Annotated in this window: 21 protein-coding genes; 13 read left to right on the top strand and 8 right to left on the bottom strand. The window is 63.1% G+C overall.

Annotated features, from left to right (window positions below):
* Positions 1-63 precede the first annotated feature (63 nt).
* Positions 64-1482 (top strand): dihydrolipoyl dehydrogenase, encoded by a 1419-nt coding sequence (locus P5205_04240; protein ID HSA09559.1) that lies wholly within the window; start codon positions 64-66, stop codon positions 1480-1482.
* 84 nt (positions 1483-1566) lie between these two features.
* Here the strand turns inward: P5205_04240 and P5205_04235 are convergent, their stop codons facing one another.
* The 5 genes from P5205_04235 to P5205_04215 form a co-directional block, all read right to left on the bottom strand.
* A complete protein-coding gene (locus tag P5205_04235) occupies positions 1567-1824 on the bottom strand; it encodes a hypothetical protein (GenBank protein ID HSA09558.1) in 258 nt (85 codons plus the stop codon).
* Between the two features lie 5 nt (positions 1825-1829).
* Complete coding sequence (locus P5205_04230; GenBank protein HSA09557.1) at positions 1830-4037, bottom strand: sialate O-acetylesterase; 2208 nt, start codon at positions 4035-4037, stop codon at positions 1830-1832.
* A gap of 244 nt (positions 4038-4281) precedes the next feature.
* Positions 4282-5052, bottom strand: coding sequence for a methyltransferase domain-containing protein (locus P5205_04225; protein ID HSA09556.1), 771 nt, complete (start codon positions 5050-5052; stop codon positions 4282-4284).
* A gap of 79 nt (positions 5053-5131) precedes the next feature.
* A complete protein-coding gene (gene tadA / locus P5205_04220) occupies positions 5132-5617 on the bottom strand; it encodes a tRNA adenosine(34) deaminase TadA (GenBank protein HSA09555.1) in 486 nt (161 codons plus the stop codon).
* Entirely contained in the window at positions 5610-6113 is a 504-nt protein-coding gene (locus tag P5205_04215; GenBank protein HSA09554.1) for an NUDIX domain-containing protein, read from the bottom strand. Before P5205_04215 ends, tadA begins: the two co-directional genes overlap by 8 nt.
* Before the next feature lie 103 nt (positions 6114-6216).
* Here P5205_04215 and P5205_04210 point away from each other — a divergent pair, with 103 nt between their 5' ends.
* The 10 genes from P5205_04210 to nagB all read left to right on the top strand — a co-directional run bounded on the left by P5205_04210 (position 6217) and on the right by nagB (position 16901).
* Positions 6217-7401, top strand: a complete 1185-nt coding sequence (locus P5205_04210) for a DegT/DnrJ/EryC1/StrS family aminotransferase (GenBank protein ID HSA09553.1) — start codon at positions 6217-6219, stop codon at positions 7399-7401.
* Positions 7402-7500: 99 nt separating this feature from the next.
* A complete protein-coding gene (locus tag P5205_04205) occupies positions 7501-8574 on the top strand; it encodes a Gfo/Idh/MocA family oxidoreductase (protein ID HSA09552.1) in 1074 nt (357 codons plus the stop codon).
* Positions 8575-8672: 98 nt separating this feature from the next.
* Positions 8673-9803, top strand: coding sequence for an alanine--glyoxylate aminotransferase family protein (locus tag P5205_04200; GenBank protein ID HSA09551.1), 1131 nt, complete (start codon positions 8673-8675; stop codon positions 9801-9803).
* Between the two features lie 9 nt (positions 9804-9812).
* On the top strand, positions 9813-11198 hold the full coding sequence (locus tag P5205_04195; protein HSA09550.1) for an FAD-linked oxidase C-terminal domain-containing protein: 1386 nt from the start codon (positions 9813-9815) through the stop codon (positions 11196-11198).
* A complete protein-coding gene (locus P5205_04190; GenBank protein ID HSA09549.1) occupies positions 11195-12283 on the top strand; it encodes an FAD-binding protein in 1089 nt (362 codons plus the stop codon). Before P5205_04195 ends, P5205_04190 begins: the two co-directional genes overlap by 4 nt.
* Entirely contained in the window at positions 12283-13557 is a 1275-nt protein-coding gene (locus P5205_04185) for a heterodisulfide reductase-related iron-sulfur binding cluster (GenBank protein HSA09548.1), read from the top strand. Before P5205_04190 ends, P5205_04185 begins: the two co-directional genes overlap by 1 nt.
* A gap of 121 nt (positions 13558-13678) precedes the next feature.
* On the top strand, positions 13679-14119 hold the full coding sequence (locus P5205_04180; protein HSA09547.1) for a response regulator transcription factor: 441 nt from the start codon (positions 13679-13681) through the stop codon (positions 14117-14119).
* 207 nt (positions 14120-14326) lie between these two features.
* Positions 14327-14614: a hypothetical protein gene (locus tag P5205_04175; GenBank protein HSA09546.1), complete on the top strand. Its 288-nt coding sequence runs from the start codon at positions 14327-14329 to the stop codon at positions 14612-14614.
* Positions 14615-14865: 251 nt separating this feature from the next.
* Positions 14866-15705, top strand: a complete 840-nt coding sequence (locus P5205_04170) for a hypothetical protein (protein HSA09545.1) — start codon at positions 14866-14868, stop codon at positions 15703-15705.
* A gap of 410 nt (positions 15706-16115) precedes the next feature.
* Complete coding sequence (gene nagB / locus P5205_04165; GenBank protein ID HSA09544.1) at positions 16116-16901, top strand: glucosamine-6-phosphate deaminase; 786 nt, start codon at positions 16116-16118, stop codon at positions 16899-16901.
* 46 nt (positions 16902-16947) lie between these two features.
* Here the strand turns inward: nagB and P5205_04160 are convergent, their stop codons facing one another.
* Complete coding sequence (locus P5205_04160; protein HSA09543.1) at positions 16948-18375, bottom strand: sugar porter family MFS transporter; 1428 nt, start codon at positions 18373-18375, stop codon at positions 16948-16950.
* Positions 18376-18481: 106 nt separating this feature from the next.
* On the bottom strand, positions 18482-19573 hold the full coding sequence (locus P5205_04155) for a hypothetical protein (GenBank protein HSA09542.1): 1092 nt from the start codon (positions 19571-19573) through the stop codon (positions 18482-18484).
* 59 nt (positions 19574-19632) lie between these two features.
* Between P5205_04155 and P5205_04150 the strand changes: the two genes are divergently transcribed.
* Both P5205_04150 and P5205_04145 read left to right on the top strand, forming a co-directional pair.
* Positions 19633-21948, top strand: coding sequence for an alpha-galactosidase (locus tag P5205_04150; protein HSA09541.1), 2316 nt, complete (start codon positions 19633-19635; stop codon positions 21946-21948).
* Between the two features lie 166 nt (positions 21949-22114).
* The gene (locus P5205_04145) at positions 22115-23458 is read left to right on the top strand and encodes an FAD-dependent oxidoreductase (protein HSA09540.1); all 1344 of its coding nucleotides are present in this window, start codon (positions 22115-22117) and stop codon (positions 23456-23458) included.
* Positions 23459-23499: 41 nt separating this feature from the next.
* Here P5205_04145 and P5205_04140 read toward each other — a convergent pair whose 3' ends face one another.
* A complete protein-coding gene (locus tag P5205_04140) occupies positions 23500-25728 on the bottom strand; it encodes a glycoside hydrolase family 3 C-terminal domain-containing protein (GenBank protein HSA09539.1) in 2229 nt (742 codons plus the stop codon).
* Between the last annotated feature and the right edge of the window lie 48 nt (positions 25729-25776).

The following is a 25776-nucleotide window of genomic DNA, read 5'->3' as shown; positions in this document are numbered from 1 at the left end:
AGCGCCTCCAAAACTCCCTTCGCCCGCCTTGCCAGGCAGGCTTTCCTCGCGCATCGTCTGCCCATGAACACAACTGGGGCGAAACATGACTATGATCTTGCCGTTATTGGCGGCGGCAGCGCGGGTTACGCCGCAGCCCGGACAGCGGCGGCGGAAGGCTTGAACACGGTGGTCATCGAGGGCGGCGAGGAGGTCGGGGGGCTTTGCATCCTGCGCGGTTGCATGCCCACCAAGGCGCTCCTTTACGCCGCCGAGATAATGCACCTGGCCAGCCATTCGGATCTGTGGGGTATCCACGCCCAGGACGTCCGTTTCGACTTCCGCCAGGTCATGGCACGCAAGAACGCGCTCATAAAGGACTTTGCCGATTACCGCGTGAAACAGCTCACCGGAGGCAAGTTCAGGTTCTTGCGCGCCCACGCTCGATTCGTGGACCCACACACGCTGGAACTCAGCACGCAGGAGAGGCTCACCGCCGCGCATTTCGTCATCGCCACAGGTTCCGCTGTTGCCCCGTCTCCGCTCCCGCAGCTTGAGCAGTTGGGTTATCTCACCAGCGACACCGCCCTCCAGTTGGACCGGCTGCCGCAGTCACTCATCGTGCTGGGCGGCGGGGCGGTGGCGTCTGAATTCGCCCAGTTCTTCACGCGCTTCCGAGTGCGGGTGACGCAAGTCCAGCGCAGCGCCCATCTCCTGCGCGCGCTCGACGAGGATGCCAGCAGCGCGCTGGAGAAGGTCTTTCGCCGCGAGGGCATCAACCTGTACACGGACACCAAGCTGCGCGACGCGCGCCGCGTGGGGGACGAGAAAGAAGTCGCCTTCGAGCAGCAGGAGCAGATGGTCCGGGTGCGCGCCGAGGAGATTCTCTTTGCGCTGGGCCGGGTGCCGAATATCGCTACGCTCGGCCTGGGACAAATTGGGGTGCAGGTCGAAGGCCGCCGCATCGTCACCAATGACCGGATGCAGACCAGCCTTCCTCATATCTACGCGGCCGGCGATTGCACCGGCCTGCACGAGATCGTGCACATCGCCATCCAGCAAGGCGAGGTGGCCGCCCACAATATCGCCCATCCCGGCAAGTTAAAAGCGATGGACTACCGCCTGCTGGCGGAGGTCGTCTTCACTGAACCCCAGGTTGCCTTCGTTGGCCTCACGGAGAAAAGCGCAAGGGCAGCCAACCGCCCCTATCTCGCCGCCAGTTACCCCTTCAACGACCATGGGAAATCGCTGATCATGGAAGCCACAGACGGCTTCGTTAAGCTGCTGGCCGACCCCGCCGGCGGGGAGATTCTAGGCGGCTGTTGCGTTGGTCCAGTCGGCGGCGAGCTAATCCACGAGATCATCGTTGCCCTGCACAAGCGCATGACCGTGCACGAGCTGGCCGCCATGCCGCATTACCATCCCACGCTTGCCGAAATCTGGACCTACCCCGCCGAAGACCTTGCGGCCCAGATACCAATGGGCAATACCACGCAGCACTAAGCCACCCTCTGAAGCGGCGTCCCGGGTACTGACGCAAGCGGCTGTAACTACGCCGTCCTCACTCACGCCGAGAAGCTGACAATCTCACTTACCCGCCCGTTTCCGGCCCTTGGATCTCTGCAGCGCATGGCTGTATTTGCGCTTGAAGCTGTGGCAGGAAGCGAAGTCGGTCTTGCCGTCGTCGTTCTCCCAAACCTCGTCAAAACGTGGTTCGCGGGGCTGGCTGCGCAGCGGGCGCTGCTTCAGGATGTTGCCTTCCTCGTCGCATTCCAACTCAATGAACCGCGGTTTCTGAAACCGATTCAGGCGGTTGGACAGAATGATCAGTACTTTCCGCTTCATAATCTCTACTTGCACCGCACCAGCACGCGCAGCCGCTTGGCCTTGTAAGAACCGGCATTGCCGGCAAACGTCCAGTCGGGATTGCCCTTGGCCTGGTTGCCAATCCCCACGTCTGCACGGTCGCCTTCCTTCCAGTGGTTCACCGCAAAGAGCGTCTGCTTGGCGTCGTGGTTGTGGACCTGCATCGAGCCATACCCGTCGGCCGGACCAGACGGCTCATCCCCAAAGTCCCATACCTGCGCCGACGCCTGCAGCACATTCGCGCTGTTGGCCGGACCGTAGTTGTTGGGCCAGAATTCGATGTTCCCGCCCGCCAACCCGGTGCCGGTGACAATGCCCTTGACGTTGGAATAGACGTTCATGTTGGCCACGTTCTGCTGGAAATGGGCGCCGGATTGGACCGTCGGCACGCCAAGCTTGCCCAGCGTCTCCGTAAACGCGTCCATGGAGACATACAGGTATTGCGTGTTTCTGTCCGCGCCCTGCAATTCCAGGAAATAGGCGATCCGGTCGAACGGCTTCTGTACTTTGCCGTGATTATCCGCCTCATAGTTTATCTGCGCGCCCAGTTTGCCCAAATCGAGGTCATAGACCAACTGGTAGTCTTTGGCCTCGGGCACTTTTAACTCCAGTAGTTCACGCTTGGGCTCCTTGCCGGCCCGGAAAGCGCTTGCGGGGAGGCCCTCGGCATTCATCAGGTTCGGCTCCGCCAGCATGCTCCAGGCAAAGCGCATGGCCACCGGATGCTTCACATCCGGCGCGCTCAATACAACTGTTGTGCCGTCTATCCGGGCATCGGCTTTGACGAAGCCGCCTTCCTCCGCATCAATCACTTCGAACCAGTTCAGCGGCTTGCCATCACGACTCGCCAAACCGCCGCCGATATGATCGAAGCTCAGGCGCAGTCTGTCGCCTTCAATCGTCATGGATTTAAAGGCCGGGCCGGAGCAAACAAGTTTATCGTGCCCGTAGGTCCTGGCCAGAGCCAGAAGCGCCAACCGACGCCCAACCTCTTGCTTGTTCGCAGGGTGAATGTCCTTCAGGTCGCCGATATCATTGACGACGGCCATCGCCGTATTGGGCACCACCTGCGCCGCTGACTGCGCTTCCCAGAACTCGCCCACAATCTCCGGATTCTCGTTGTAGTTGTAGGGTGCAATCTGCACGTAGTAGAATGGGAACTCGCCTTCGCCCCACACCTGCCGCCAGCCGCCAATCAATGCCTTCATTCGTTCGGCATACAGCATGCCCTCCGCCCGATTGGACTCGCCCTGATACCAGATGGCGCCGCGCAGAGCGAAGGGATGTAGTGGATGGATCATCCCGTTATACAGCGCCGTCGCCTGCTGCAAATGATGCGGCGCCTGTAGTTCCGCGGGGTAGGTCGGCATCGTCGGGACGATCTTGCGCTCGGTGAGCGCCTGCCGGGCTACGGCCAGCCACCGTTCCGTTTCCTGCAAGAACTGCTCCAGCCTCTGCCGATAGCGTGCGGTGCGCCGGTCACTCAACTGCACTAGTTCGTAATCCCGCTCGAGAGCCGGCACGACGGCAAATCCCTCAGGCGGCGTCCACGACTCGATGCGTGTGCCGCCCCAGCTTGAATCAATCAACCCCACGGTCACTCCCAGCTTCTTGTGCAGCTCCCGCCCGAAGTAATAGGCGCAGGCGGAAAAGCCGCCCCAGCCGCCCTCGGCTATGGTCTGGGGGGTGCATGGCTTCCAGGTCCCTTCAATGTCATCCTGCGGCTCGGGCTTCCAGCTCTTTGTCACCTTCAGCAACCGGATGCCCGGATGATTGGCAGCGGCCACCTCCTCCTTCGCAGCCTTGGACACCCCGACGCCCATCTCCATGTTCGACTGGCCTGAGCACAGCCACACCTCGCCGATCATCACATCTTCAAACTGAACCGTGCTGGAACCGCTCACCGTCATCGTGTACGGGCCGCCCGCTTTCAGGGCCGGCAGTGTGGCCTTCCATTCGCCGCGCTCATTAGCCTTAACCTGCTGACTGTTGGCGGCGAGCTGCACCTTGACCGTCTCGTTGGGCTGCGCCCAGCCCCAAACCGCCAGCGGCTTTTCCTGCTGCAGCACCATGTGGCTCGAAAAGACGCGCGGCAGCCGAACCTCGGCCCGCGCCGCTTGCGTGAAGCCGTCCCCGGCAACCAGCGCCAACGTCACTGAATACAATGCCCAACCCAGTCTCGTTCTTCTCATAGTTATTCCTTCAAATGCAGAGGAGTTGCTCCAGCGTCCGATGAAGTTCGCTTCCCCGGTTCCTGGAGTGGCCGCAGTATTCTCAACCGGAGCCTCGTCCGTCAATCACAGGAATTGCGGCGCGGTATCAGCCCAGGAAGCTCACGGCGCCCAATAGCGCCCGGGCCATGCGATGCAGGGGCCTGAGGGGGGCCCAGGCTTTGGATACAATGCAACCCGGCGAGCTGTTAGCGCTTCAGTCGCCTCAAGTTCGCCCGCGCTTGGAGCCGATAAAGGCGTAGCGCGCGTGGGTCAGGCCGTTGACGACCTTGTTTACGTAAAATTTGAATCCGCGGGAGAGGTTGATGCGTTTGACGTGCAGCGGCAGAGCGGCCTGCTTGAAGAACTCCTTGTAGTCGGACAGCGTGTAGAAGCGTTCGTTCACCCCCGTGGCAATCAGTTTGGCCAGCACCTTCGCGCGCGACTTCATCTTGAGCAGCGGCCAGACTGGTTCACGTATGGCCACCAATTGCCCGCCGGGTTTCAGCACGCGCTTGGCCTCGCGCAGCACTTGCACGATGTTCGCCGCGCGGTGCAGTACGCCGGAGCAAACCACGAAATCGAAGTGGTTGCTGGGGAAATCCAGGTTGTGAAAATCACCCGGCATGCGGGTGATTTTGGCGTTGTTGGCGTGGCGCAACTTGAACACCCTGGGGGCCCTTTCCTTGAGCACCTTCGGCGAGGCATCGGTCGCGATGACTTCAACTACCCGGGGCAGTTTGGAAAGCTCCGCGCTGAGCCAGGCCCCGCCGGCTCCAATCTCCAATACTCGACCGCGAAATTCCAAACCGCATTTCTTCGTCAGGAATGGGATGTAACTGGGGAATTCCTTCTGCACACGGCGGAGCCATTCGTCTTCCTGGTCGTATTCGATCGCCTGTCTGGCCCCGAACTCCTCCAGAGCCAATGTCCATTCACGCGCGCGGCGCGAGAGGAAGGTCTTGTTCTCGACGTATTTCGACTCGTCCTGGTGCATCTGAGCCTGGTCAACTTATGCGGCAATGCTCCCCTGCGCAACGGACTTCTGCGCGACCGAACGGGTCGGGGGGCGGGCGTCAGGTCTTTTCCCGGCGCTGTTCGGCGAAGAATGCCTGGAGGAGCGCGCGGCATTCAGGCTCGCGCACACCGCCGGTAATCTCGCAGCGGTGATTCAGCGTGGGGAACTGCAGCAGGTTCAAAGCACTGCCCGCCGCGCCGGCCTTGGGATCACTCGCCCCGAATACAACGCGGGCCAGGCGCACGTGGACAATGGCCCCGGCGCACATTGGGCACGGTTCCTTGGTGACATATAGAGTGCAGTCCGTCAATCGCCAGTCACCCACCGCCTCTTCGGCCTGCGTCAACGCCAGCATCTCCGCGTGTGCCGTTGCGTCTTTGAGCAGCTCCACCTGATTGAAAGAGCGAGCAATGATGCGTCCCTCGCGCACCACCACGGCGCCGACCGGCACTTCCTCGGCGTCGTAGGCCTTGGCCGCCTGGCGCAAGGCTTCGCCCATGAAGTACTGATCGCTTTGCAGGTCAATGATCGGTTCGTCAGGCATGGCTAGGGCTAGATTCTTCCAGCGTCCACTCGTTCCGCCCGTCCGGGTGACAGTGGCAATGCGCGGCAAAGAAACCGCCGCGGTGCTGCCAGAACCAGGGCCAAATCCGCTCCCGGTCTGTCTGCGGTATGTTCAGCCCCCCCAGGGCTTCGCGCGGGAAGAACTTAAAGCGCCCCTCCCGATGCGCGGGCGGCAAGGTTGTCAGCTTCCGTCTCACCTCGAACAGGAACATCAGCCAATGGCTCTGGCTCTGGTAGCCGCACTCGCTGGCAAGGCCGGTCAAGTGCAAGTCCGATAGTGACAACCGCAGGCCGAGCTCTTCGTGCGCCTCACGGCAGGCGCAGGCGTAAGGGGATTCTCCCGTATCGGTGTGGAGCTTTCCGCCGCACGGGCTCCAGAGGCCCTGGTTGGGCTCCTGCACCCGCTCCAGCAACAGCACCTCGTCCCGCTCGTTGAAGCAGTAAAGCAACGTTGCCAGCTTGTAAGGCAGTCCCATGTCAGGGAGTCATTTTAAGCACTGCCGCGATCCGCGGCGAATTTATTTCGCTGGGCGAAGAATGCGCTTGTTTCCGACGGCGAGATGAGTAGCTTGTCGCCCCATGAAAGTTCAATTCTACGGTCACGTCCGCCAGTACCATAATATCAAGGCGGCAATTGATAAGAATATCCGGACGGTCCTCGAGAGCGGGCAATACGTCATGGGCCCCATGCTCAAGCAGTTTGAGGCGGAGCTGGCGGCGTATCACGGCACGAAATACGCCATCGGCCTCGGCAATGGCACCGACGCCATCTGGCTCGCGCTAATGGCCCTCGACATCGGCCCCGGGGACGAGGTCATCACCCACCCTAACACGTTTTTTGCCACCGCCGAGGCCATCTGGATCGCCGGCGCGACGGCGGTCTTTGTGGATTGTTGCCCCGACTGCAAGTGCATTTGCCCGGATAAGATCGAGGCCGCCATCACGCCCAGGACCAAGGCCATCATCCCAGTGCATCTCTACGGCCAGTGTGCCGATATGATTGCCATCAGCAAGATTGCCAAGAAACACAAGCTGAAGGTCATCGAAGACAACGCCCAGGCCGTCGGCGCCCGCGGGCCGAAGTTCAGAATCGGCCAGCTCAGCGATGCGGCGACCACTAGTTTCATCATTCAGAAGAACCTGGGCACCTTCGGCGACAGCGGCGCGCTCGTGACGAACAATGCCGACATTGATGCCAAGGTGCGCAAGCTGCGCAACCACGGCTCCAACGCTCGCAACGTGCACAGCTTCGGCTTCAACAGCCGCCTGGACGACATCCACGCCGGCATCCTCAGCGCCAAGCTCAAGCACATTGACGCCTGGAACGACCTCCGCCGCAAATGGGCCGCGCGCTACACCAAGGGCCTGAAAGGCTGCAAGACCATTGATCTGCCCGTCGAGTTGAAGGGTTACCGGCACGTCTTCCACCTTTACGTCATCGAAGTCAAGAAGCCCCAGTGGCGCGAACAGTTGCTGGATTACCTGGTCAAAAACGGCGTGGACGCCAAGACCCATTACTCGATCGCCATCCACAAGCAAGCCGGGTATCCGTGGGGCAAGCGGGCTCGCATTGTCGGCAGTGTCGCCAACGCTGAAGCCAACGCCGCTTGCTGCATCAGCCTCCCGATGTTCCCTGAGCTCACCGCCAGGGAAGTGGATTACGTGGTGGCCAAGGTCAAGGAATGGGATGCGAAGTTCGCCTCCCAGGCTCCCGCCGGCAAAGGGCCCGCTCAAGCCGGCACCTGCTGCTGCTCCTGCAAGTAGCCATCAATTAGACTCTGAACGGGCGCCGCGGGACTTCTCCCGGGCGCCCGTTCCTACATAGAGCGCGACACTTAACCCCGAACTCACTATCCTATCGCTATGAACAAATACTCCGTTCTTGTCGTTGGCATGGGCAAACGTGGCATGCACCACGCCACCGCTTTCAATGCCAATCCGAAGTTCCAGGTCGCCGGCATCTGCGACATTGACCCGAAGCGGCTCGAGGACGCCGCGGCCAAGCTCGGCAACCCCCAGAAAGGCAGTGATGCCGCCGCGCTGGCCAAGGCGGTCAAACCCGACGTCTTCTGTTTCTGCACTCTCCCAAACCTGCGGACGCCGATGATCAAGGCGGCCATTGACGGCGGCGCGAAGCTGATTGCCTTCGAGAAGCCCGTGGCCCTGACGAGCGCCGAGCTTTTCACCATGCGCGACCTGCTGAAGAAAGCCGGCGTCAAGGCCGTCGTTAGCCACCAGCACCGCTACGGCAAGCATTACCAGAAGGTGAAGGAGATTGTCGCCAGCGGGGCGTTGGGACGCGTGCATACCGTGTACGCCAGCGCCACGGGCTGGATGACGCATATGCTTTCCCACCTGATTGACTACACCTGCTGGTTCAACAACTACGCGCCCGCCAGCTGGGCCATGGCTCAAGCCGCCGGCCGCGCCAAGTTGGGGGACAATCACCCGTCGCCCGACTACATAGGAGGCTTCGTGCAATTTGCCAACGGCGTCCGCGGAATCTACGAATGCGGAGCGGGCGCGCCCGACCAGCCCGAGGTTGCCAAATGGTGGGGCAAGAACCGGATCGGCGCGCAGGGCACCGAGGGCTTTGCCGAGGTTCTCACCAACGGCGGCTGGCGCGCGGTCACGAAGAGTGGCGGCTGTCAGAGCGGCGAAGGCGCGATGAATTACGATCTCGACATGCCGCCTTACATTCAGGAGATGGCGGACTGGCTCGACGACCCCCGGAAGGCCCACCAATGCAATTTCGACCACGCTTGCCTGGGGGCCGAAATCATGCTGGCCATGCAGCGCAGCGCTGCCGAAGGCGGGCAGGTTTCTCTGCCTCTGGCCGCAGGCGCCGATGAGCAGGCTCTGTTGAAGGCGAAGGTCGCAGACCGCCCAGTCCTCGTTTCATGCGAGCAGAACAAGAAGGAGTTCGGCCTGGCTTAAACGGCGGCGGCGACAGCTCTTTGCAGCCGGCCTGGTCAAGCCGAAGCGCCTCTTGACATTCAGCTTGCGTTGGAGCGGCTTCATGGGTAACCAACCTCATGCTGCTGACTCAACCGCCTCTCGCCGCGTTAAACCCCGCCGAGCGTATTCTGCTTGGTCCCGGACCGAGCACCGTTTCCCAACGTGTTTTGCGTGCCCTGGCGGCACCAACCCTCGGGCACCTTGACCCGCAGTATATTACCATCATGGACGAAACGTGCGAACTCCTGCGCCAGGTCTTTCGCACGAAGAATCCCCTCACCTTCCCCGTTAGTGGCACAGGCATGGCGGGCATGGAATGCCTCGCCACCAACCTCCTCGAACCGGGCGACGAAGTCATCGTCTGCGTCAACGGCGTCTTCGGCGGTCGGATGAAGGACGTGATGGAGCGCTGCGGCGCGACCGTTCACGCCCTCGAAGCGACCTGGGGTGACATCTTCACGGTGGAGCAGATCAAAGCCACGCTTGATCAGCACCCGCGCGCCAAGCTGCTCGGCATCGTTCATGCCGAAACCAGCACGGGCGCGCATCAACCCCTCGCCGGACTGGCTGACCTCGTCCACGCCCGCGGCGCGTTGCTCGTCGTGGACACAGTCACCAGCCTCGGCGGGCACGACGTGCGCGTGGACGAATGGGGCATTGACGCCTGCTACAGCGGCACCCAGAAATGCCTGAGCTGCCCGCCGGGACTGGCGCCCGTGACGTTCGGTGAGCGCGCGCTGGCGCGCATGGATTCGCGCAAGACCAAGCCGCAATCGTGGTATCTGGACGTGTCCATGCTCCGCAAGTATTACCTCGGCGGCAGCGGCGGCCGTTTTTACCACCACACCGCGCCGGTCAACATGACCTACGCCCTGCGCGAGGCGCTGTTCATCATCGTCGAAGAGGGCCTTGAGAACCGCATCGCCCGGCATGAGCAAATGCACTGCCGGCTGCGCAAAGGCCTGGAGGCAATGGGCCTGACTTATGTGCCCAAGCACTCGCTGCACACGCTCAACTGCATCCATATCCCGGCCGGAACCGATGACGCCGCCGTTCGGCGGCGCCTGCTGGAGGATTACGGCATCGAGATTGGCGCCGGGTTGGGCCCCATGGCCGGCAAGGCCTGGCGCATCGGCCTAATGGGCCACAGCGCCACCGTCCGCAATGTGGACCTCGCCCTCACCGCCTTGCGCGAAGTCCTGCGTTAAGCCGCCGGCATGTCCGACACCCTCCATCGCCTGGCTGCCCTGCTCCCGCCTGATCGGTTGCTGACCAGGCCGGCGCAACTCGCAGCCTACGAAAGCGACGCCCTGACCGCCTACCGCACCCGCCCCCTGGCTGTCGCCATACCGGAGACGACGGATGAGGTAGTCGCGCTCGTTCGTTTCTGCCATCAGGAGCGGTTGCCGTTCGTCGCGCGCGGCAGCGGCACCAGTCTTTCAGGTGGTTCGCTTCCGGTTGCCGACGGCATCGTCATTGCCCTCAACCGACTGACGCGCATACGGCGGCTTGATGCGGCACAGCGGATTGCCATCGTGGAGCCGGGCGTCGTGAACGCCCAGGTATCGCTGGCTGCCGCGCCGCACGGCCTTCACTACGCGCCTGATCCCTCGAGCGCCTTGATCTGCACTATTGGCGGCAATGTCGCCTTCAACTCCGGCGGCGCCCATTGCCTCAAGTACGGCATGACCGCCAACCATATCCTCGGGATCAAGGCCGTGCTTCCCACCGGCGAAGTCGTCGAATGGGGCAGCGCGAGCCGCGAGCAAATCGGTCCGGACTGGTGCGGCCTGTTCAACGGAAACGAGGGCCTGTTCGGCATCGCTCTGGAAATCACCCTCCAGTTGCTACCCAGGGCTGAGTGCTACCACACCGTTCTGGCTGGCTATCGCACACTTGAGCAAGCCGGCGACGCGGTCTCCGCAGTAATTGCCAGCGGGCTGCTGCCCGGCGCAATCGAGATTATGGACGCGCTCGCACTCGATGCCGCCGTAGCCGCTGTCCACTCCGAGTATCCTCCCGGCTGCGGAGCCGTCCTGATCGTCGAACTGGAAGGCCCTCGCGAAGTCGTTGCCACCGACCGCGTGCGTCTCGATGCCATCATCGCCGGGAGCAAACCAATTGAAATGCGCCCCGCTCGCGACGCCGACGAACGAATGATCATCTGGAAGGGACGCAAGAGCGCCTTCAGCGCGGTCGGCCGCCTCTCGCCTGACTTCATTGTCCAGGACGGCGTCGTGCCGCGCCGCCGGCTGGGGGAGGCCCTCCGCCGCATTGGCGAGATGTCGCGCGAGACCGGCATACGCGTTGCCAACGTCTTCCACGCCGGCGACGGCAACCTCCATCCCCTGATCCTCTTTGACGGACGCCAGGCCGGCGCCCTCGAACGCGCCGAAGCCCTGGCCGGTCGTATCCTCAAACTCTGCATCGAGATGGGCGGCTCTATCACCGGTGAGCACGGCGTTGGCGTCGAGAAGCTCGAGTACCTCCCGGCCATGTATAACGCGGACGAGATAGACTGTATGATGCGCCTGCGCGCTGCCTTCGATCCTCTCTGCATCGCCAATCCCGGTAAGAAGTTCCCGCGACCTAGCGCCCGATGAGCGAGCCCCTGACACCTGCAACCCCCGCCGCGCTGGCTGAAGCCGTGCGTTCCCACCCGCGCGTGCTGGCGGTCGGCGCGCACACCAAGCCGCGCCTTTCGCAGGTGCCGGGCGAGGTGACCTTGCTATCCACGCGAGCCCTGCGGGGCATTGTGGAATACGAACCGGACGAATTCACCTTCAGCGCTCTCGCCGGCACCTCAGTGAGCGAGATTGGCCAGGCCCTGGCGGAGAAAGGCCAATACCTGCCCTTTGACCCGCTGTGGCTCGAAGCGGGCGCAACGCTGGGCGGCACTGTGGCTTCAGGCGTCAGCGGGCCGGGACGCTTCCGCTTCGGCGGTGTGCGAGACTTCATCCTGGGCATTCGGTTCGTGGACGGTTTGGGGCGTTTGCTCCGGATGGGCGGCAAAGTGGTGAAGAACTGCGCCGGCTTCGACCTTCCCAAGTTCATGGTTGGCAGCCTCGGTCGTTACGGCGCTCTGACCGAGGTTACGTTCAAAGTGTTCCCCACCCCACCCTCGCGCCTCACGCTGAAGCTGCCGACCGCCGGCGTCGAAGCCGCCGCATGCCTGCTTACCGGCGCCGCCAACTCCCGATGGGAGTGTGACGCGCTTGAACTCCTCCCTGACGGCAAAACGGTCTGCCTGCGCCTGGCCGGTCCCGCCTCCGCAATCGAGGCCCTCTCGCGCGAGATCCTGGCCCGCTGGCCCGGGCAAACCCTCTCTGCCGCCCAGGCGGACGCCGCCTGGGCTGAACTGCGGGAGTTTCGCTGGACGCACCCCGGCGGAACTTTGGTTAAAGTGGCCATCACCCCCTCGGCAGTGGCGTCGTTGCATGCCGCCACGGGCGCGCTGGACGGCACGCGTGTTCACATCAGCGCCGGCGGCAACGTCGCATTTGTCTCCCTGCCAGCATCGGCCGAATCCACTGCCTTGCAAGCGCGTCTGCGCGACCTGGGACTGCCCGCTGTTACCCTCTGCGGCAACGGGCCGCTCTGGTGCGGCGCGCGGGCGACTCCGGCGGTTGCCGCCGCGGTCAAACACGCGTTGGACCCGCACGACCGCTTTCCCTCAACGGAGGACTGATGCTTCACGCCATTCACCCAGAGCAGCACGGCCCCCTCGGCGAGGCAATGGCCCACGCCGTGCAAGCCTGCGTGCACTGCGGCTTCTGCCTTTCGGTCTGCCCGACGTACGCCGAGCTCCGCGAAGAAATGGACAGCCCCCGCGGACGCATCGTGTTGATGAAGCTGGTGCTGGAGGGCAGCCTCGGATGGGAATCCGCGCAGCCGCACATTGACCGCTGTCTGGGCTGCCTGGCCTGTGAGCCCGCCTGTCCCAGCGGTGTCGCCTATCGCGACCTCATCAGCCCGTTCCGCACCTTGGCCGCAGGCAAGTTTCGCCGTTCTGGCGCTGACAAACTGCGGCACTGGCTGGCGGGTCAAACGATCCCCTATCCTTCGCGATTCCGGCTTGCCGTCCGCGCGGCGGGGGCGGGCCGCGCCATGCGCCCGCTCGTGCCAGCCGCCCTGCGATCAATGCTCGACCTCGCTCCGCCGTGCGTGCCGTCGGCACAAACCTGGCCGAGTGTCACCCCGGCCCGTGGCGAGCGCCGTGCCCGCGTCGCTTTGCTTACCGGCTGCGCCCAGCAGGTGCTCGATCCCGACATCAACACCGCCACCATTGAAGTATTGTCCCGAAATGGGGTCGAAGTTCTCGTCCCCGGCGCTCAAAGTTGCTGTGGCGGCCTGGCTTGGCACACCGGCGACTGGGACGCCGCCCGCGCCTTCGCGCGCCGCAACCTCACCGCCTTTCCCGCAGACGTTGACGCTATTGTCACCAACGCTGCCGGGTGCGGGTCGGCCATGCGTGAATACCAACTCATTCTGCGCGGCACACCCGAGGAGGCCATGGCCGAAGCCTTCAGTAAGCGGGTGGTGGATGTGTCTGTGTTCCTGGCCAGGCTGGGTTTGCGCGAAAGGCCCCCCAGCAACGGCCGTCCGCAACGCATCGCGTATCACGACGCTTGTCACCTGGCTCAGGCCCAGAACGTCCGCCGCGAGCCCCGCGACCTGCTGCGGGCCATCCCAGGCGTTCAGTTGTTGGAGCTGCCGGACCCTCACATTTGCTGCGGCAGCGCCGGCTCGTATAACCTCGACCAACCCGCCATCGCCTCTGCCCTGGGCGAGAAGAAGGCCAAGTCCGTGCTTGCCACCGGCGCCGAGATGCTTGCCACCGGCAACATTGGCTGCCTCACCCAGCTCCGTGCGCACTTCGCCAAGCTCGGCTCCAATCTCCCGGTCCGTCACACCATCCAAGTCCTCCGCGACGCATATACTTCGCCACCGCCCCGGAGCTGATTGGCAAGACACTGCCCCCGCCACGGACGGTTCTGACTCAGGATACGCCGATAGCCCAAATACGGGATTTACCTGATTCCCCTTGGGACGCTCTTGCCCGATGGTCATGGGCGAAATGAGCATGGATTCGTCACAGCCAGGTGCTGCGGCCCAACAGGGCCGCAAGATCAACGTCGTCCTGGTGGATGACTCAGCCCCGGCCCGGACCATGCTGGCGCGCTTGCTGGCTCCTTACCTCCAAGTCCGCATCGCCGGGCAGGCGGAAAATGGGGCGGATGGCCTTGCCCTGGCCTCGCGGCTCCAGCCCGACCTGGTCATTGCCGATCTGCAAATGCCGGGCCTGAACGGCCTCCAATTGGTTCAGCAGCTTCGTCAGCTCTACCCCGCGATGCGTTCGCTCATCACCTCCGTGTACGACAGCCCCACCTGCCAAACCGCAAGCCTGCGGCACGGAGCGGACGCGTTTATCGGCAAGCGGCGCCTGCTCGAAGAATTCCCCCGCCTGCTGGCATCCTACTTCCCTGAGGCCATGGAACTCGATCCCACCGCCTGCATCGTATGAACCCCAAAGCAACCTGCCGTCGCAAGATCCTCGTCCCGCGTTGGACGGAGGAACGAATCCCGAAGATTCCCATCGTGCACCTGCCGCCGCGGCGAAAAGGGCTCGCCCTGCCGGCAATACTCCTGAAACCGTCGACGACCGGCACACGCTGCGTCATCCTGAATTGGCCCCCCTCAACCCGAGCCACTCGTTCTCTCAAATCCTGCCATGTCAGATACCGCACTCCTACACCATAATACAGCCTTACCCAGGGCCACGACCGAAGTCGGCGCAGGCGCTCCCCAACCCGAACTGTGCCAGGTGGGCGCTTACGTGCCTGGCTTCGAGGGGGGGTGGTGTCTCGTCCGTCCCATTCCTTATTGCCCGCTCGGCTTCCTTTATGGCGATGGCTATCTCTGTCGGCATCCGGAAATCGAGCGCATCGTTGCCCGCACCAAGGCGCGAAAGTCATCTGCCCAGGCATCAAAGAAGAAGCCTTCTCCGCGCAAAGACTGAGGCACCCGCCACATGTTGAAGCACAAATCAACGGACGCGAAGTCGGCAGGCCCGGACGGCAAGGCTGAGGTCGGCGCGGGAGCTCCCGACCCGTCGAAGTGCCGGGCCGTAAGGCGGTCGCATGGCCTCGACTTGGCTCTCTGCCTGGTAAGACCCACGCCGAGTTGCCAGTTTGGTCTGCCCTTTGCCGGCACCTACTCCTGCCGCCACCCCGAAGTTGAGCGCATTATTGCCCGAACACTGGCTCAGTTATGAAGCAGTACACCGCCACCCTTAAGTTCGAAGACTTCCGAAGCCTCAAGAACCTTGTCCAGGTCTTCCGCGACGACCATTTTGTCGCCGAACGCTCGATCCGCGCCCCCAATCGTCAAGCTGCCGTGCGAAAGACCCTGCAGTGGTTTTCCACGCGGTTCAATGGTTCCGTCGGTCCGGCCCGGCAGATTGTCACCGTGGACGATCCCTATCACGAAGTGACCTACGACGAGAATTTCAACTGCAACGACCTTCGCAACAAGTTCCTGCCTGAGGACGTCATCGAGAGGCTGCTCGCCCAGGCCAACGGCGAGTTGGAGCGCGACACCCGGGCGGCCCAACTCGGACATCCTCTTTGCGATGTCCGCAGAACGAAACGCCGGGTGAAGTTCAAGCCGACGGCCATCGCCCCATGCATCTATCAGAATGCCTGCGGCACGATCTTTTACCGCATCATCCAGCAGCCACAGCTCTCCAAGGCCGGCCGGGTAGTGCGCAAGCGCAAGACCCAGCTCGTACGCTTGGAAGCCAAGACCCTCCCGGCGGCCATCGAGGAAATACAAGCTCGCGGCCTCCCTGGACTGCACCGCTCACCGCGGAGAATCAAGAAACGGTCGCTTGCCCTCTTGCAGCAAATCGCCGAAGTGCCCGGAGACGCCCGGCCAGCGCGGCTGCCTGCCCACAATAACGGTGCGGCTCTCGATAACCCGTTGCCTCGGAATGGTGATCGCATTGGTTCCCGGAACAACGGGCGTAGCATCAAGCTGCAAGACCAACGCACCACCGCTTTCCGCCAATTCCGCTGCCGGTCTCAGGGTCTTGCTCGGCAGGCGCCGTAACCGCGCCACCGCAATCCTCTGCCCCGTTCGCCCGACCATTCTTGCTCATTACTGTCCAAAATTTGGACAGTAATCCAGCCTGCCTGCCTTTTCCAGTCTTCGCCGACCCCGGCCTCTATGGCTTGGGGTTACGGTGACGAGACGGTGGTGCCCCGGTGTGTATCCCATGGGGATCGCTCCCCATGGGATACACACCGTAGCCCGACCGCACTAACAAGCCATCCTCCAGCCAGCCGCAAGCCAACGCCGGTATGCGACAAGCGTAACGGCGTCGAGCCCGTCTGGCGGGGGTGCTGGACGTAAATTGGGGAGTGCGCGACGATAAATCGCTATCGGCAATCCCTGCAACCCCGCGAAGAACCTACTTTTCTTCGTGCCCCGACTTCACTTAGCTGTCAATATCGCCGCCGATGGAAGTCATCATACAACCGAATAAGGAAGCCGCCGCCAGCCTGGCCGCCCGTATTGTCGCCCGCGAACTCCGCACCAACCCGCACCTCGTCCTGGGCCTGGCCACCGGCCAGACGATGGAATGCCTCTATCGCCACCTCGTCCGCCTGCACCAGACCGAGAAACTCGACTTCTCCCTCTGCCGCACCTTCAACCTCGACGAGTATGTCGGCCTGTTCCCCGCCGACCCCAATTCCTACCGCTACTACATGAACCACCACCTGTTCCGCCACGTGAACGTGGACCTCCGCAACACGCACCTGCCCAATGGCCTGGCGGAGAACCTCGAGGGGGAATGCCGCCATTACGAGGCCACCATCAAAGGGTTTGGCGGCATTGACCTGCAAGTTCTCGGCATCGGCAAAGCCGGCCACATCGGCTTTAATGAACCCCTCTCCGCCCTCTATTCCCGCACCCGGGTCAAAGCCCTCACTCCCACCACCCTAAAGCAAAATTCGGGGGCTTTTGGCGGCGAGGACAAGATGCCGCGCCGCGCCATAACGATGGGCGTCGGCACCATCCTCGAATGCCGCCGTTGCCTGCTCCTGGCCACCGGCGACAGCAAGGCGAAGGTCATCGCCCAGGCCGTCGAAGGTCCCATCACCAGCATGGTCTCCGCCACCGCCCTCCAGCTCCACCCACGCTCGACCGTCATTGTGGACGAGGAAGCCGCCGCCAATCTCGCCGAGAAGGACTACTACCGCTGGATCTTCGACAACGAGCCCGAGTGGGAGGATTACCGCTGAGCCGATCCAGACTCTACACGTCGCAGTGTCCCCGCCGGCTCGGGCCTCAGTCCACCAGTTCGCGTTCGATGACTTCGAGGGTCTTGCCTTTGGTCTCCGGAAGCCTGGCCCGCACGTAGAAGAAGCCGAAGAGGCAAATGCCGGCGTAGACCCAATAGGTGCCCGCGGCGCCGAGCTTCGCGTTAAGCCAGGGGAATGAGTAGGTCAGGGTAAAGCAGCCGGTCCAAAGGACAAACACCGCCACGGACATTGCGGCGCCGCGGATGCGGTTAGGAAAGATTTCCGAGAGCACCACCCAGACCACCGGCGCCAGGGTGCAGGCATAGCAGCCGATCGCCGCCACCACGAGGATAACCAGCGGCACACCTTGGAGCCCGGCCACCTGGCTCGCCCCCAGGAGCAGGTAGATGATCGTGAGGCCGATCCAGCCGGCCAGCATGAGAAAACGGCGCCCCACTCGATCCACCGTGAACATGGCCACGAAGGTAAAGGTCAGGTTCGCCAGCCCGATGATGACGATATTGAGCAGGATGTCCGAGACCTGGTAACCGGCTGCCGCAAACACGTCTTTCGCGTAGTAGAAGATAACGTTGATGCCGCACCATTGCTGGAGGAACGCCAGGCCTGCGCCCAATAGCAGTATGGCTCTCATGCGTGGGGCAAGGATCAACTCACGAAAATTCACCCGCACAACTTCGTTGGCCAGGGTGGCCTTGATCTCGGCCAGCGCGGTGCCGGCATAAGACTCCCCGCCGATGCGCTCCAGTACTGCCCGGGCCTTGGCGTCCTGGCGGTTCCGCACAAGCCAGCGGGGGCTTTCGGGCACGAACAACAAGCCGAGCAGAAACAGAACCGATGGAACTGACGTCGCGGCGAACATCCAGCGCCAGCCATATTGCCCGTTCCACGAGGCAAGGATTTGCTCTGCCGTCGCGCCCGGCGGGGTGGGCTGGGCAATGAGCCAGTTGGCCAGTTGCGCCACGAGGATGCCGATCACGATCGTCAGCTGATTCAAGGACACCATCTTCCCGCGCGTGTCTGCGGGCGCGATTTCAGCGATATACATGGGCGACAAGTTCGAGGCGAGACCGATGGCGACGCCGCCGATGATGCGCCAGCCCACGAAGAGCTGGTAAGAAGCGGCAAGCCCCGTTCCCAGGGATGATACGGTGAAAAGGAGAGCGGCCAGAAGCAGCAACCGCTTCCGCCCAAGGCGATCGCTCAGCCCGCCGGAAACCAGCGCGCCCAAAAGGCAGCCAACCAGTGCGCAGCTCTTGGCCCATCCCACATCGGAAGCTGATACAAGGTGGAAGTACTTTTCATAGAACAAGTCCGCGCCGCTAATGACCACCCAATCGTAGCCAAAGAGCAGCCCCCCCAACGCCGCGACCAGTGAGATAGACCAGATGTAAGCCAGGTTGCAGCGGCCGCCCCCGGGAGCAGCCCCGGCAACCGCCTCGGAGTTTGTGGTCATTTGCATAATGTGTGGCCAGTGTGCGATTTTGGAAATGCGTTTAACCTCCTGCGCGGACTGAAAATCGCCAGGGAACGGGCGCTTTGGCTGGTGTTTGTCCGCATCATCACCAGCGCTCCACTCGTTTCAGAATGTCCTCCTCGTCGCCCTCACGAACTCCCAGGCAGAGAAACACGCCTGCCGGAGGGAGCCGATCCATAAACTCGTCCAACTCTTCGGTCGGCACATCCACCATGATTGACTTTCCCGCAGCCAGGATGCGTTTGAGCAGCGGAATCCATTGCAGGATCGGCCAGTCCGTTTCGAGCCCCTGAACCCACTGAATCGCCTGGATTTCAGGTTGCTCCAGGATGACCTCCAGATGCCGGGCAACCCCTTTGCCATCCACGTGGTAGATGGCGCGATCCATCCCCATCAACTCACGCCGCAGTTGCGGCAGCGAGAACTGCTGGAAATGGCGGGTCGAAATCATCGCGGCCACGTCACAGCTCGGAATATGGAAGCGGCCAAGGCAGGGGAGATTCAGCCAGGTAACCGAAGGCTGTCCCCGGTCCCGGAGCATCGAGTCGAAGTGGCCGAAGATGCGTTGAAAGTCCTTGATCGAAAGTTCCATCAATGGCGCCAGCTTGTCCGGCGCGGTCGCCATGTCGAGAAAGAGCGCATCCATCCCGCGCCAGGCGGCGACGCAGTCGAGGCTGGGATGAAAGTCTGTGTAGCCAACCCAGTAGCGGTCTCCGCACGCATCCAGGGCCGCTTGGGTGAGTTCCTCCAACTTCCTGAAGTAACGGTTGGCGAAAGGATCATTCTGCAAGACGGTCAAGTCGTCGAGGCAATGGAGCACTGGTTGGTACCACGAAGTCACCTCCGCAAACGCCAGTTGCCCCGCATAGAAAGCCGAGTAAACGCCAGGGCCCAGATTCGGAACAAACACCGGAAAGGTCTCCGCGTGAAACACCCTCCCGGCGATCGCACGCTCGAAGCTCTCGATCTGATAGGCGGCATCAAACCAGCGGGCTTCCAGCGAACTCCACCGCGAGGTATCCAGAGGTTCCCCCGCCTCGAATTGGGCGTTATGCTTGTAGAAACGGACGGGAGCGCGGTCCATGACCTCCTGGTGAAACCAGGCCTCGATCCGATCCATGCAACGGCTGAAGTCAGGCTTGGTGGACAGGGCCTGGATGGTGGCGCGCTTTGACATGAATATGCGACCCCATTTTCGGGCTTGCTTTGACAAGGTCAAAGCAATTGATTCACGCAATGAGAAGATTCCTGCCGGCTGGGTTGCGCGCATTCTGGGTGTTGGCGATTCTGTTGTGGTTGGGCGGCGGCAACGGCGCGGCTTCCGAGGCGCCGGCTCCGCGAATGGTTGAATCCAATGGTGTTCTCCGCGCGCGCGGCCCGGTCTTCGCCTGGGAGTGGTCGCGCAAAACCGACGTCTTTCAAATCGCCGATGCCAGCGGCCGGCGCATAGTGAGAGGCAAGCTGCAACCGGAGGTGATCATCCAAAATGCCGCCGGGGCACGGCAATCCCAATTGGGCCGACTGGCGGAGTATCAATGCCAGTCCAATTCCGTCTCAGCTCGGTACACCAACTTGATCGACGCCGCCTCGCTCACCGTCACGATGCGGTTTGATCCGGCGGCGATATGGGTCGAGCCCATTCGTTACGCAAACGCCTCCAGCAATGACATCGTTGAGCTGCGTTATTTCTCTGAGAATGAAAAGCCCAACCTGGCGTGTCACTATGCGGTGATCCCCGGCCTCGAAGACTCGGCGGCGGTCAGCCCGATCGTCGCCGGCGGCGTTGGACTGAACCTGACCAGTTGGCTGGGGCGGGGCGGCCCGCCGAGTTTGGGCATGCATCAACAATGGGGATTGCCGGTGCATTATTTCTGCGGCTTCGAACGGGGCGCCAAACCCCGGCAGGCAGGCTCGTTGAAGGAAGGCCTGTCCGATGCATTCTGCCTCGGGCTGGCCAGCCTGCCGGCGGGTGACCTCCATCTGCTGACCGCCCGCGGCTACCACAGTCTCATCGTCAGCACCCGCAGCGACCTCTGGCATCATCTGCGCGGCCCGAAACCGCTTGAACTCGGCGCGAAGCTCGTGTTTGCCTTCGGCCCGGATTTCCGCAAGGCCATTGGTTCGTATTACGCGCGGCTGGCGGAAACGGGCGTAATCGAGATCCCGCAACGGTCCCCGCGCAAGGAGGCCGCCATGGCCGCTCCTCAATTCAACACCTGGGCCGAGCAGGTCGCCACCGACACCCACGGACGGAACCTGACCGAGCGCGCCCTGACGGGGATGTATGACCGGATGCGGGCGCTGGGCATGCAGCCGGGCATGTTCGTCATTGATGATCAATGGGAGGGCACCTACGGCAACCTGCAACACTCCGAGGAGCGCCTGCCCGGTTTCGAGCGGTTCCTGGAGCGCGTGCGCGGCGACGGCTTGCGCGTAGGCCTGTGGGCCGCGTTCATGCGCTGCGAGAATCCCGCCGAGCTGGGCCTCACCCCGGCGAACATGCTGCGGGGCATTGACGGCAAACCGATCCGGCGCGGACGCTACTACCTCCTGGATTACACACAGGCCGAAGTGCAGGCAGGATTACGCGAGCGGGCACGGCGTTTTATCCGTCGCTACCAGCCGGATCTGGTGAAGTTCGACTTCGGCTACGAGATCCCTTCCCTGGCCATGGCCGCACCACGGGACATGAACAGCGCCGGCGAGCGCATGCTGCTCAAGGGCCTGGAGGTGGTGGTAGAAGCGATGCGCCAGGAAAACCCCGACATCGTATTGATGTATTACAGCCTGTCCCCGCTGCTCACCAAGTACATTGACCTCCATAGTCCGGACGACCTCTACGTGAATGCCGGTGAATATGATCTCGAAGCCAACCGACGTTTCTACTTCAGCAGCGTGCTGGCGGAGATTGGCATGCCTACGTACGGCTCCGGCGGTTATGACTGGGAAACCATGCCTGCCATCTGGTTTGACTCGGCTCTCATCGGCACTCTCGGCTCCCTCCAACCGCTTGGGGTGGACGAGCGCGGCGGTACCGGCACCCCCGAGCGCATCGCGAAGTTCAACGGCCTGGCCCACCTCTTGCGCGCGGCGTCCCAATTCCGCATCGAAGTCCTCGGCGACCGGCCCGTCTTCGCGGCCACACGCGCGGCCCACGCCACCTCCTGGGCCCGCTATGAGGGCGATGAACTCATGGGCGTTGCCTTGCGTGACCGCGCCTGGCCACAGGCGGGCATTGAAGCTACGGCACCCCTGGTAATTGCCGCTCGGGGAAAGACCGGGCTCCACAGCGCTCAACAGCTTGGGCTGGTTCCTTATGGCGATGGCGAACTTGAACTCAAGCACGACGGCGCCAACGGCCGATTTCCCGTCCGCTGCCACCTGTTTGGCGGCGGCTCCGATGCGGGCCATGCCACCATAACGGATGGTGTCCTGAAACTGCCCTTCAAGGAGCAGACCGACACCGGAAAGCCCATTGAATGGATTGAAATTGACCTCGCCGCCAGCCTCCTCCGCCCAGGAGAAACCAAGGCGAGGGATTCGCGGCCGTAGAGTTGTAGGGCGGCGTTGCTCCCAAATCACTGGCCAAGTATTGCGAGTCTTTCTCTCTCCCAGCCTCCAAGACTGAGGGACTTGCACGCGTGGCCCGGACGCCCTATTCACCTGTAGGTCGCTTCGCTCGCTTGACCGTTCCGGGATCGCCAATCAGAATCCACCCATGAGTGTGCAACTCAGTCGCCGTGGATTCGTGAAATCTGCGGGTGGATTCCTGGCAGGCGCGTCGCTTGGTTGCCCGACGTCAGAGACGGCAGCTAACGGCGCAAGCACTCCTGCCACCAGGCAATGCGATGTGTTGGTCTGCGGTGGTGGCCCGGCCGGATTTGCGGCGGCGGTGAATGCCGCGCGGCTAGGTGCGAAAACGCTGCTGGTCGAGAGGTGCGGGCGACTCGGCGGCATGGGCGTCACCGGATTGGTTGGCCCCCTTATGGGGCGGGTGCAAAGTGCTTTCGTGGAGGAAGTGCTCCGGCGTATCGGCGGCCGCCGCCCAGTCCAGGAACGGCTGGACCTCGATTATGCGGCGATGATTCAGGAAGCGGGCGGCGACATCCTCCTGCATGCCTGGGTGATGGAAGCATTGCGGCGCGGTCAGCGGGTGATCGGCGTGCGTGCGTTGACTAAAGAGGGCATTCTCGAACTGCGCGCCGGTGTCGTGGTGGACGCTACTGGTGATGGCGACGTGGCCTGCCTGGCGGGCGCGGCTTATGAGACGGGCCGTCCGGGCGATCGGTTGGCCCAGCCGGTTTCAATTCAATACCGCGTGGGCGGCGTGGATTCCGCGCGGGCATTGCTTTGTGGCAGTGAGGAGGAAGCCCTGGCGGTACGAGTGCCAGAGGGCGTCTGGGCGGATGTCGTTCATCAGGGCCAACAGGCCGGCGAACTGCCCGCCAGCATCGGCGTCATCCGGGTTTACCTTTCATCCTACGCCAACGAACGGATTATCAATGCCACCCAGGTCAACGGCATTGACGGCACGCGCGTCCAGGACTTGACGCGCGCGGAGTTGGAGGGACGCAAGCAGGCGTTCCAGGTGCTGGACTTTCTGCGCAAACACGCTCCAGGATTTGAGAAGGCTTACGTCTCCGCCATGCCCGCGATGATCGGGGTGCGGGAAACCCGGCGCATCCGGGGCGTCAAGTATCTGACCCGGGAAGAAGTAATACGAGGGCGGCGTCATCCCGATGCGGTGGTGCGGTCAGCGGATTTCGTGGTGGACATCCATAACCCGGTCGGCCCCGGCCAGGCCGAGGGGTTCGCTGCCAAGGCCAAGCCCTACGACATACCCTACGGCTGCCTGGTGCCGGAGAAGATCGAGGGGATGCTGCTGGCCGGACGCTGCATCAGCGGCAGCCACGACGCGCATGCTTCCTACCGCGTGCAGTGCATCGTGATGGCGATCGGGGCCGCCGCCGGGGTGGCCGCCGCGCTGGCGGCCCGGCACAAACTGCCTCCGCGCAAGCTCGACGTCGGTCAAATCCAGCAGACGCTTGATCGCGTTGTTTGAGGAGACGGCCTGCGGTTTGGCCCAGGCCTCGCTGGCACGGTTCAGAAGTGATCGTAGTACCTATCCGCGCGCAGCGTGTGCGACGCCCGGAGCCGGATGTCGCGGCTGGAAGTGCCCGCTTGGATCTGGTAGTCGCCGACCTCGGCCTTCCACTTCTTCTTCACGACATCGTAGAACGCCAGGGCACTCGGCCGCAGCAAGATCTCAAGCGCGCGGGACTCGCCCGCATTTAATATCGCCTTGGCAAAGCCCTTTAATTCCCGTGGCGGACGTGGCACAGAGGATTTGGGCGGCGCGACATAGACTTGCACCACCTCCGCGCCCGCGCGGGAACCGGTGTTCTTAACTGTGCAGACAACGCGAATCCCACGGCTCGTTTCGGTTACCTTCAGACTGCTCAACTCGAAAGTGGTATAGCTCAGGCCGTGGCCGAAGGGGAACCACGGCTCGATCTGCTTGTCGTCAAACCAGCGGTAGCCGGCAAAGACGCCCTCGTTGTATTCCGTGTCGAAGGCACGGGTGGCCTTGCGCTCTTCGGGCTTCATGCCGGGGTTGACCGGATCCTTGTCCAGGATGAGCCGCGCCGGCCACTCGCCGAGGGCATGGCATGGGTAATCCTGGAGACGGCGGGCGAAGGTGTAAGTGAGCTTGCCGCCGGGGTTGACCTTGCCGGTCAGGACATCGGCCAGCGCGTCGCCGGTTGCCTGGCCGGCGTAGTGGATGGCGAGAATGGCGGGAACCTCGTCGCCCCAAGGTTCCAGCGAGACCGCCCCGTTGTTGACGAGAATGACGATGACGTTGGTGTTGGCCCTGGCGAGTGCCGCGATGGCCTCAGCCTGACCGCCAGGCAGGTTCATGTCGGCCAGGTCGCGTCCCTCGCTGGCCAGCGTGCCCGCCGCGACGAAGATCACCGCATCGGCGGCTTGCGCGGCCTGGGACAGTGTTGCGGGTCCGGGCGGCTGATTGAGAGCGGCAGGACCTTTCTTCTTCTTGCCCTTCTTCGACTGGGCGGACGCGGCCTGTTCCCACTCGATGGCCGCCTTGCCCAGCGCCGGGCGAAGCGAGACGGCGTAGGGAAGGTGGGTAATCTGGGTTTCGCCGGCGAGGGCGGCCTGCAGGCCCTGCAGCGGGGAGACTTCGACGGCGGCGGGCACATTGCCCGATCCGCCGCCCTGGAGGACGCTGTCCGCGGCCGGCCCGGTGATGAGAATGCGGCGCAGCTTGCCCGCATCGAGGGGCAGCAGCTGCCCACGGTTTCTAAGCAGCACCATGCCCTCGGCAGCGAGGCGGCGCGCGGCCTGGCGATGCTCGGGCGTGTCCAAGCCGCCGCGGGCGCGGGCTGCGGGATCAAGCACACCGCAGCGGAGGTAAAGGCGCAGGATGCGGCGGACCTTTTCGTCGAGCAGCGCCGGGGGCACCTCCCCGTTCTTTATAGCCGCCAGGAGGCGGCCCTCGCCGAATACATATCCGCAGATGCCGGTGGTCATGTCGGTACCGGCCAGAGCCGCCGGCACGGTGTCGTAAGCAGCGCGCCAGTCAGTGATCATTACCCCATCAAACCCAATCTCGTCCTTCATCAACTCCTGGAGCAGCCGGTGGTTGTGTGCGCAGTGGACGCCGTTGAGGAGATTGTTGCCGGACATCATGCTCCAGACCCTCCCCTCGCGGACGCACATTTCGTAGCCGAGCAGATGCAGTTCGCGCAGCGTGCGGTCGTCCATGTTGGAGCTGGTGAAATGGCGCCGCGCCTCGCAGTCATTAGCCACCAGCAGGCACGCGCAGGCGCCGACGCGCTGTTCCTGCACCCCCCGGATATAGGCCGAGGCGATCTGGCCCGCCAAGCAGGGGTCCTCGCCGAAGTTCTCGAAATTGCGCCCGCCCAGCGGCGAGCGCACGAGGTTCACCATCGGCGCCAGGAGCACGTGCTGGTTAAGCGCGAGCATCTCTTCGGCAAGCACCTGCCCGAATTCGCGCGCCGCCGCCTCATCCCAGGTGCACGAGAGCGCAAGGGCGCAAGGCAACGATGTTGTGCGCATTCCTTTCTTATCTCCCACGGGCCTCAGTCCCTGCCGGCCATCGAGCATCGCCAACTGACCGATGCCCAGCCGCGGCACCCCGCCAGAGATAAACCCGCCGTGGCAGAGACCGGCCTTTTCTTCGAGAGTGAGCCGTGACAGCAGATCAGAGACTCGTTGTTCCAACGGCGCTTGCGGATTTGCGTAGAGCGGGGACTCGGCAGCCGTTACGCTCACCGCCAACGGCGGACCCATGCACAAGAAAGCAAGAGCGACAACGCGGGCTTTGGCCAACGACGTCAA

This window comes from Candidatus Paceibacterota bacterium, from assembly GCA_035452965.1.
In the GTDB taxonomy this organism is placed as follows: Bacteria; Verrucomicrobiota; Verrucomicrobiia; order Limisphaerales; family UBA8199; genus UBA8199.
The sequence above is the reverse complement of the archived record's forward strand: the minus strand, read 5'-3'. Positions and strand labels throughout refer to the sequence as shown.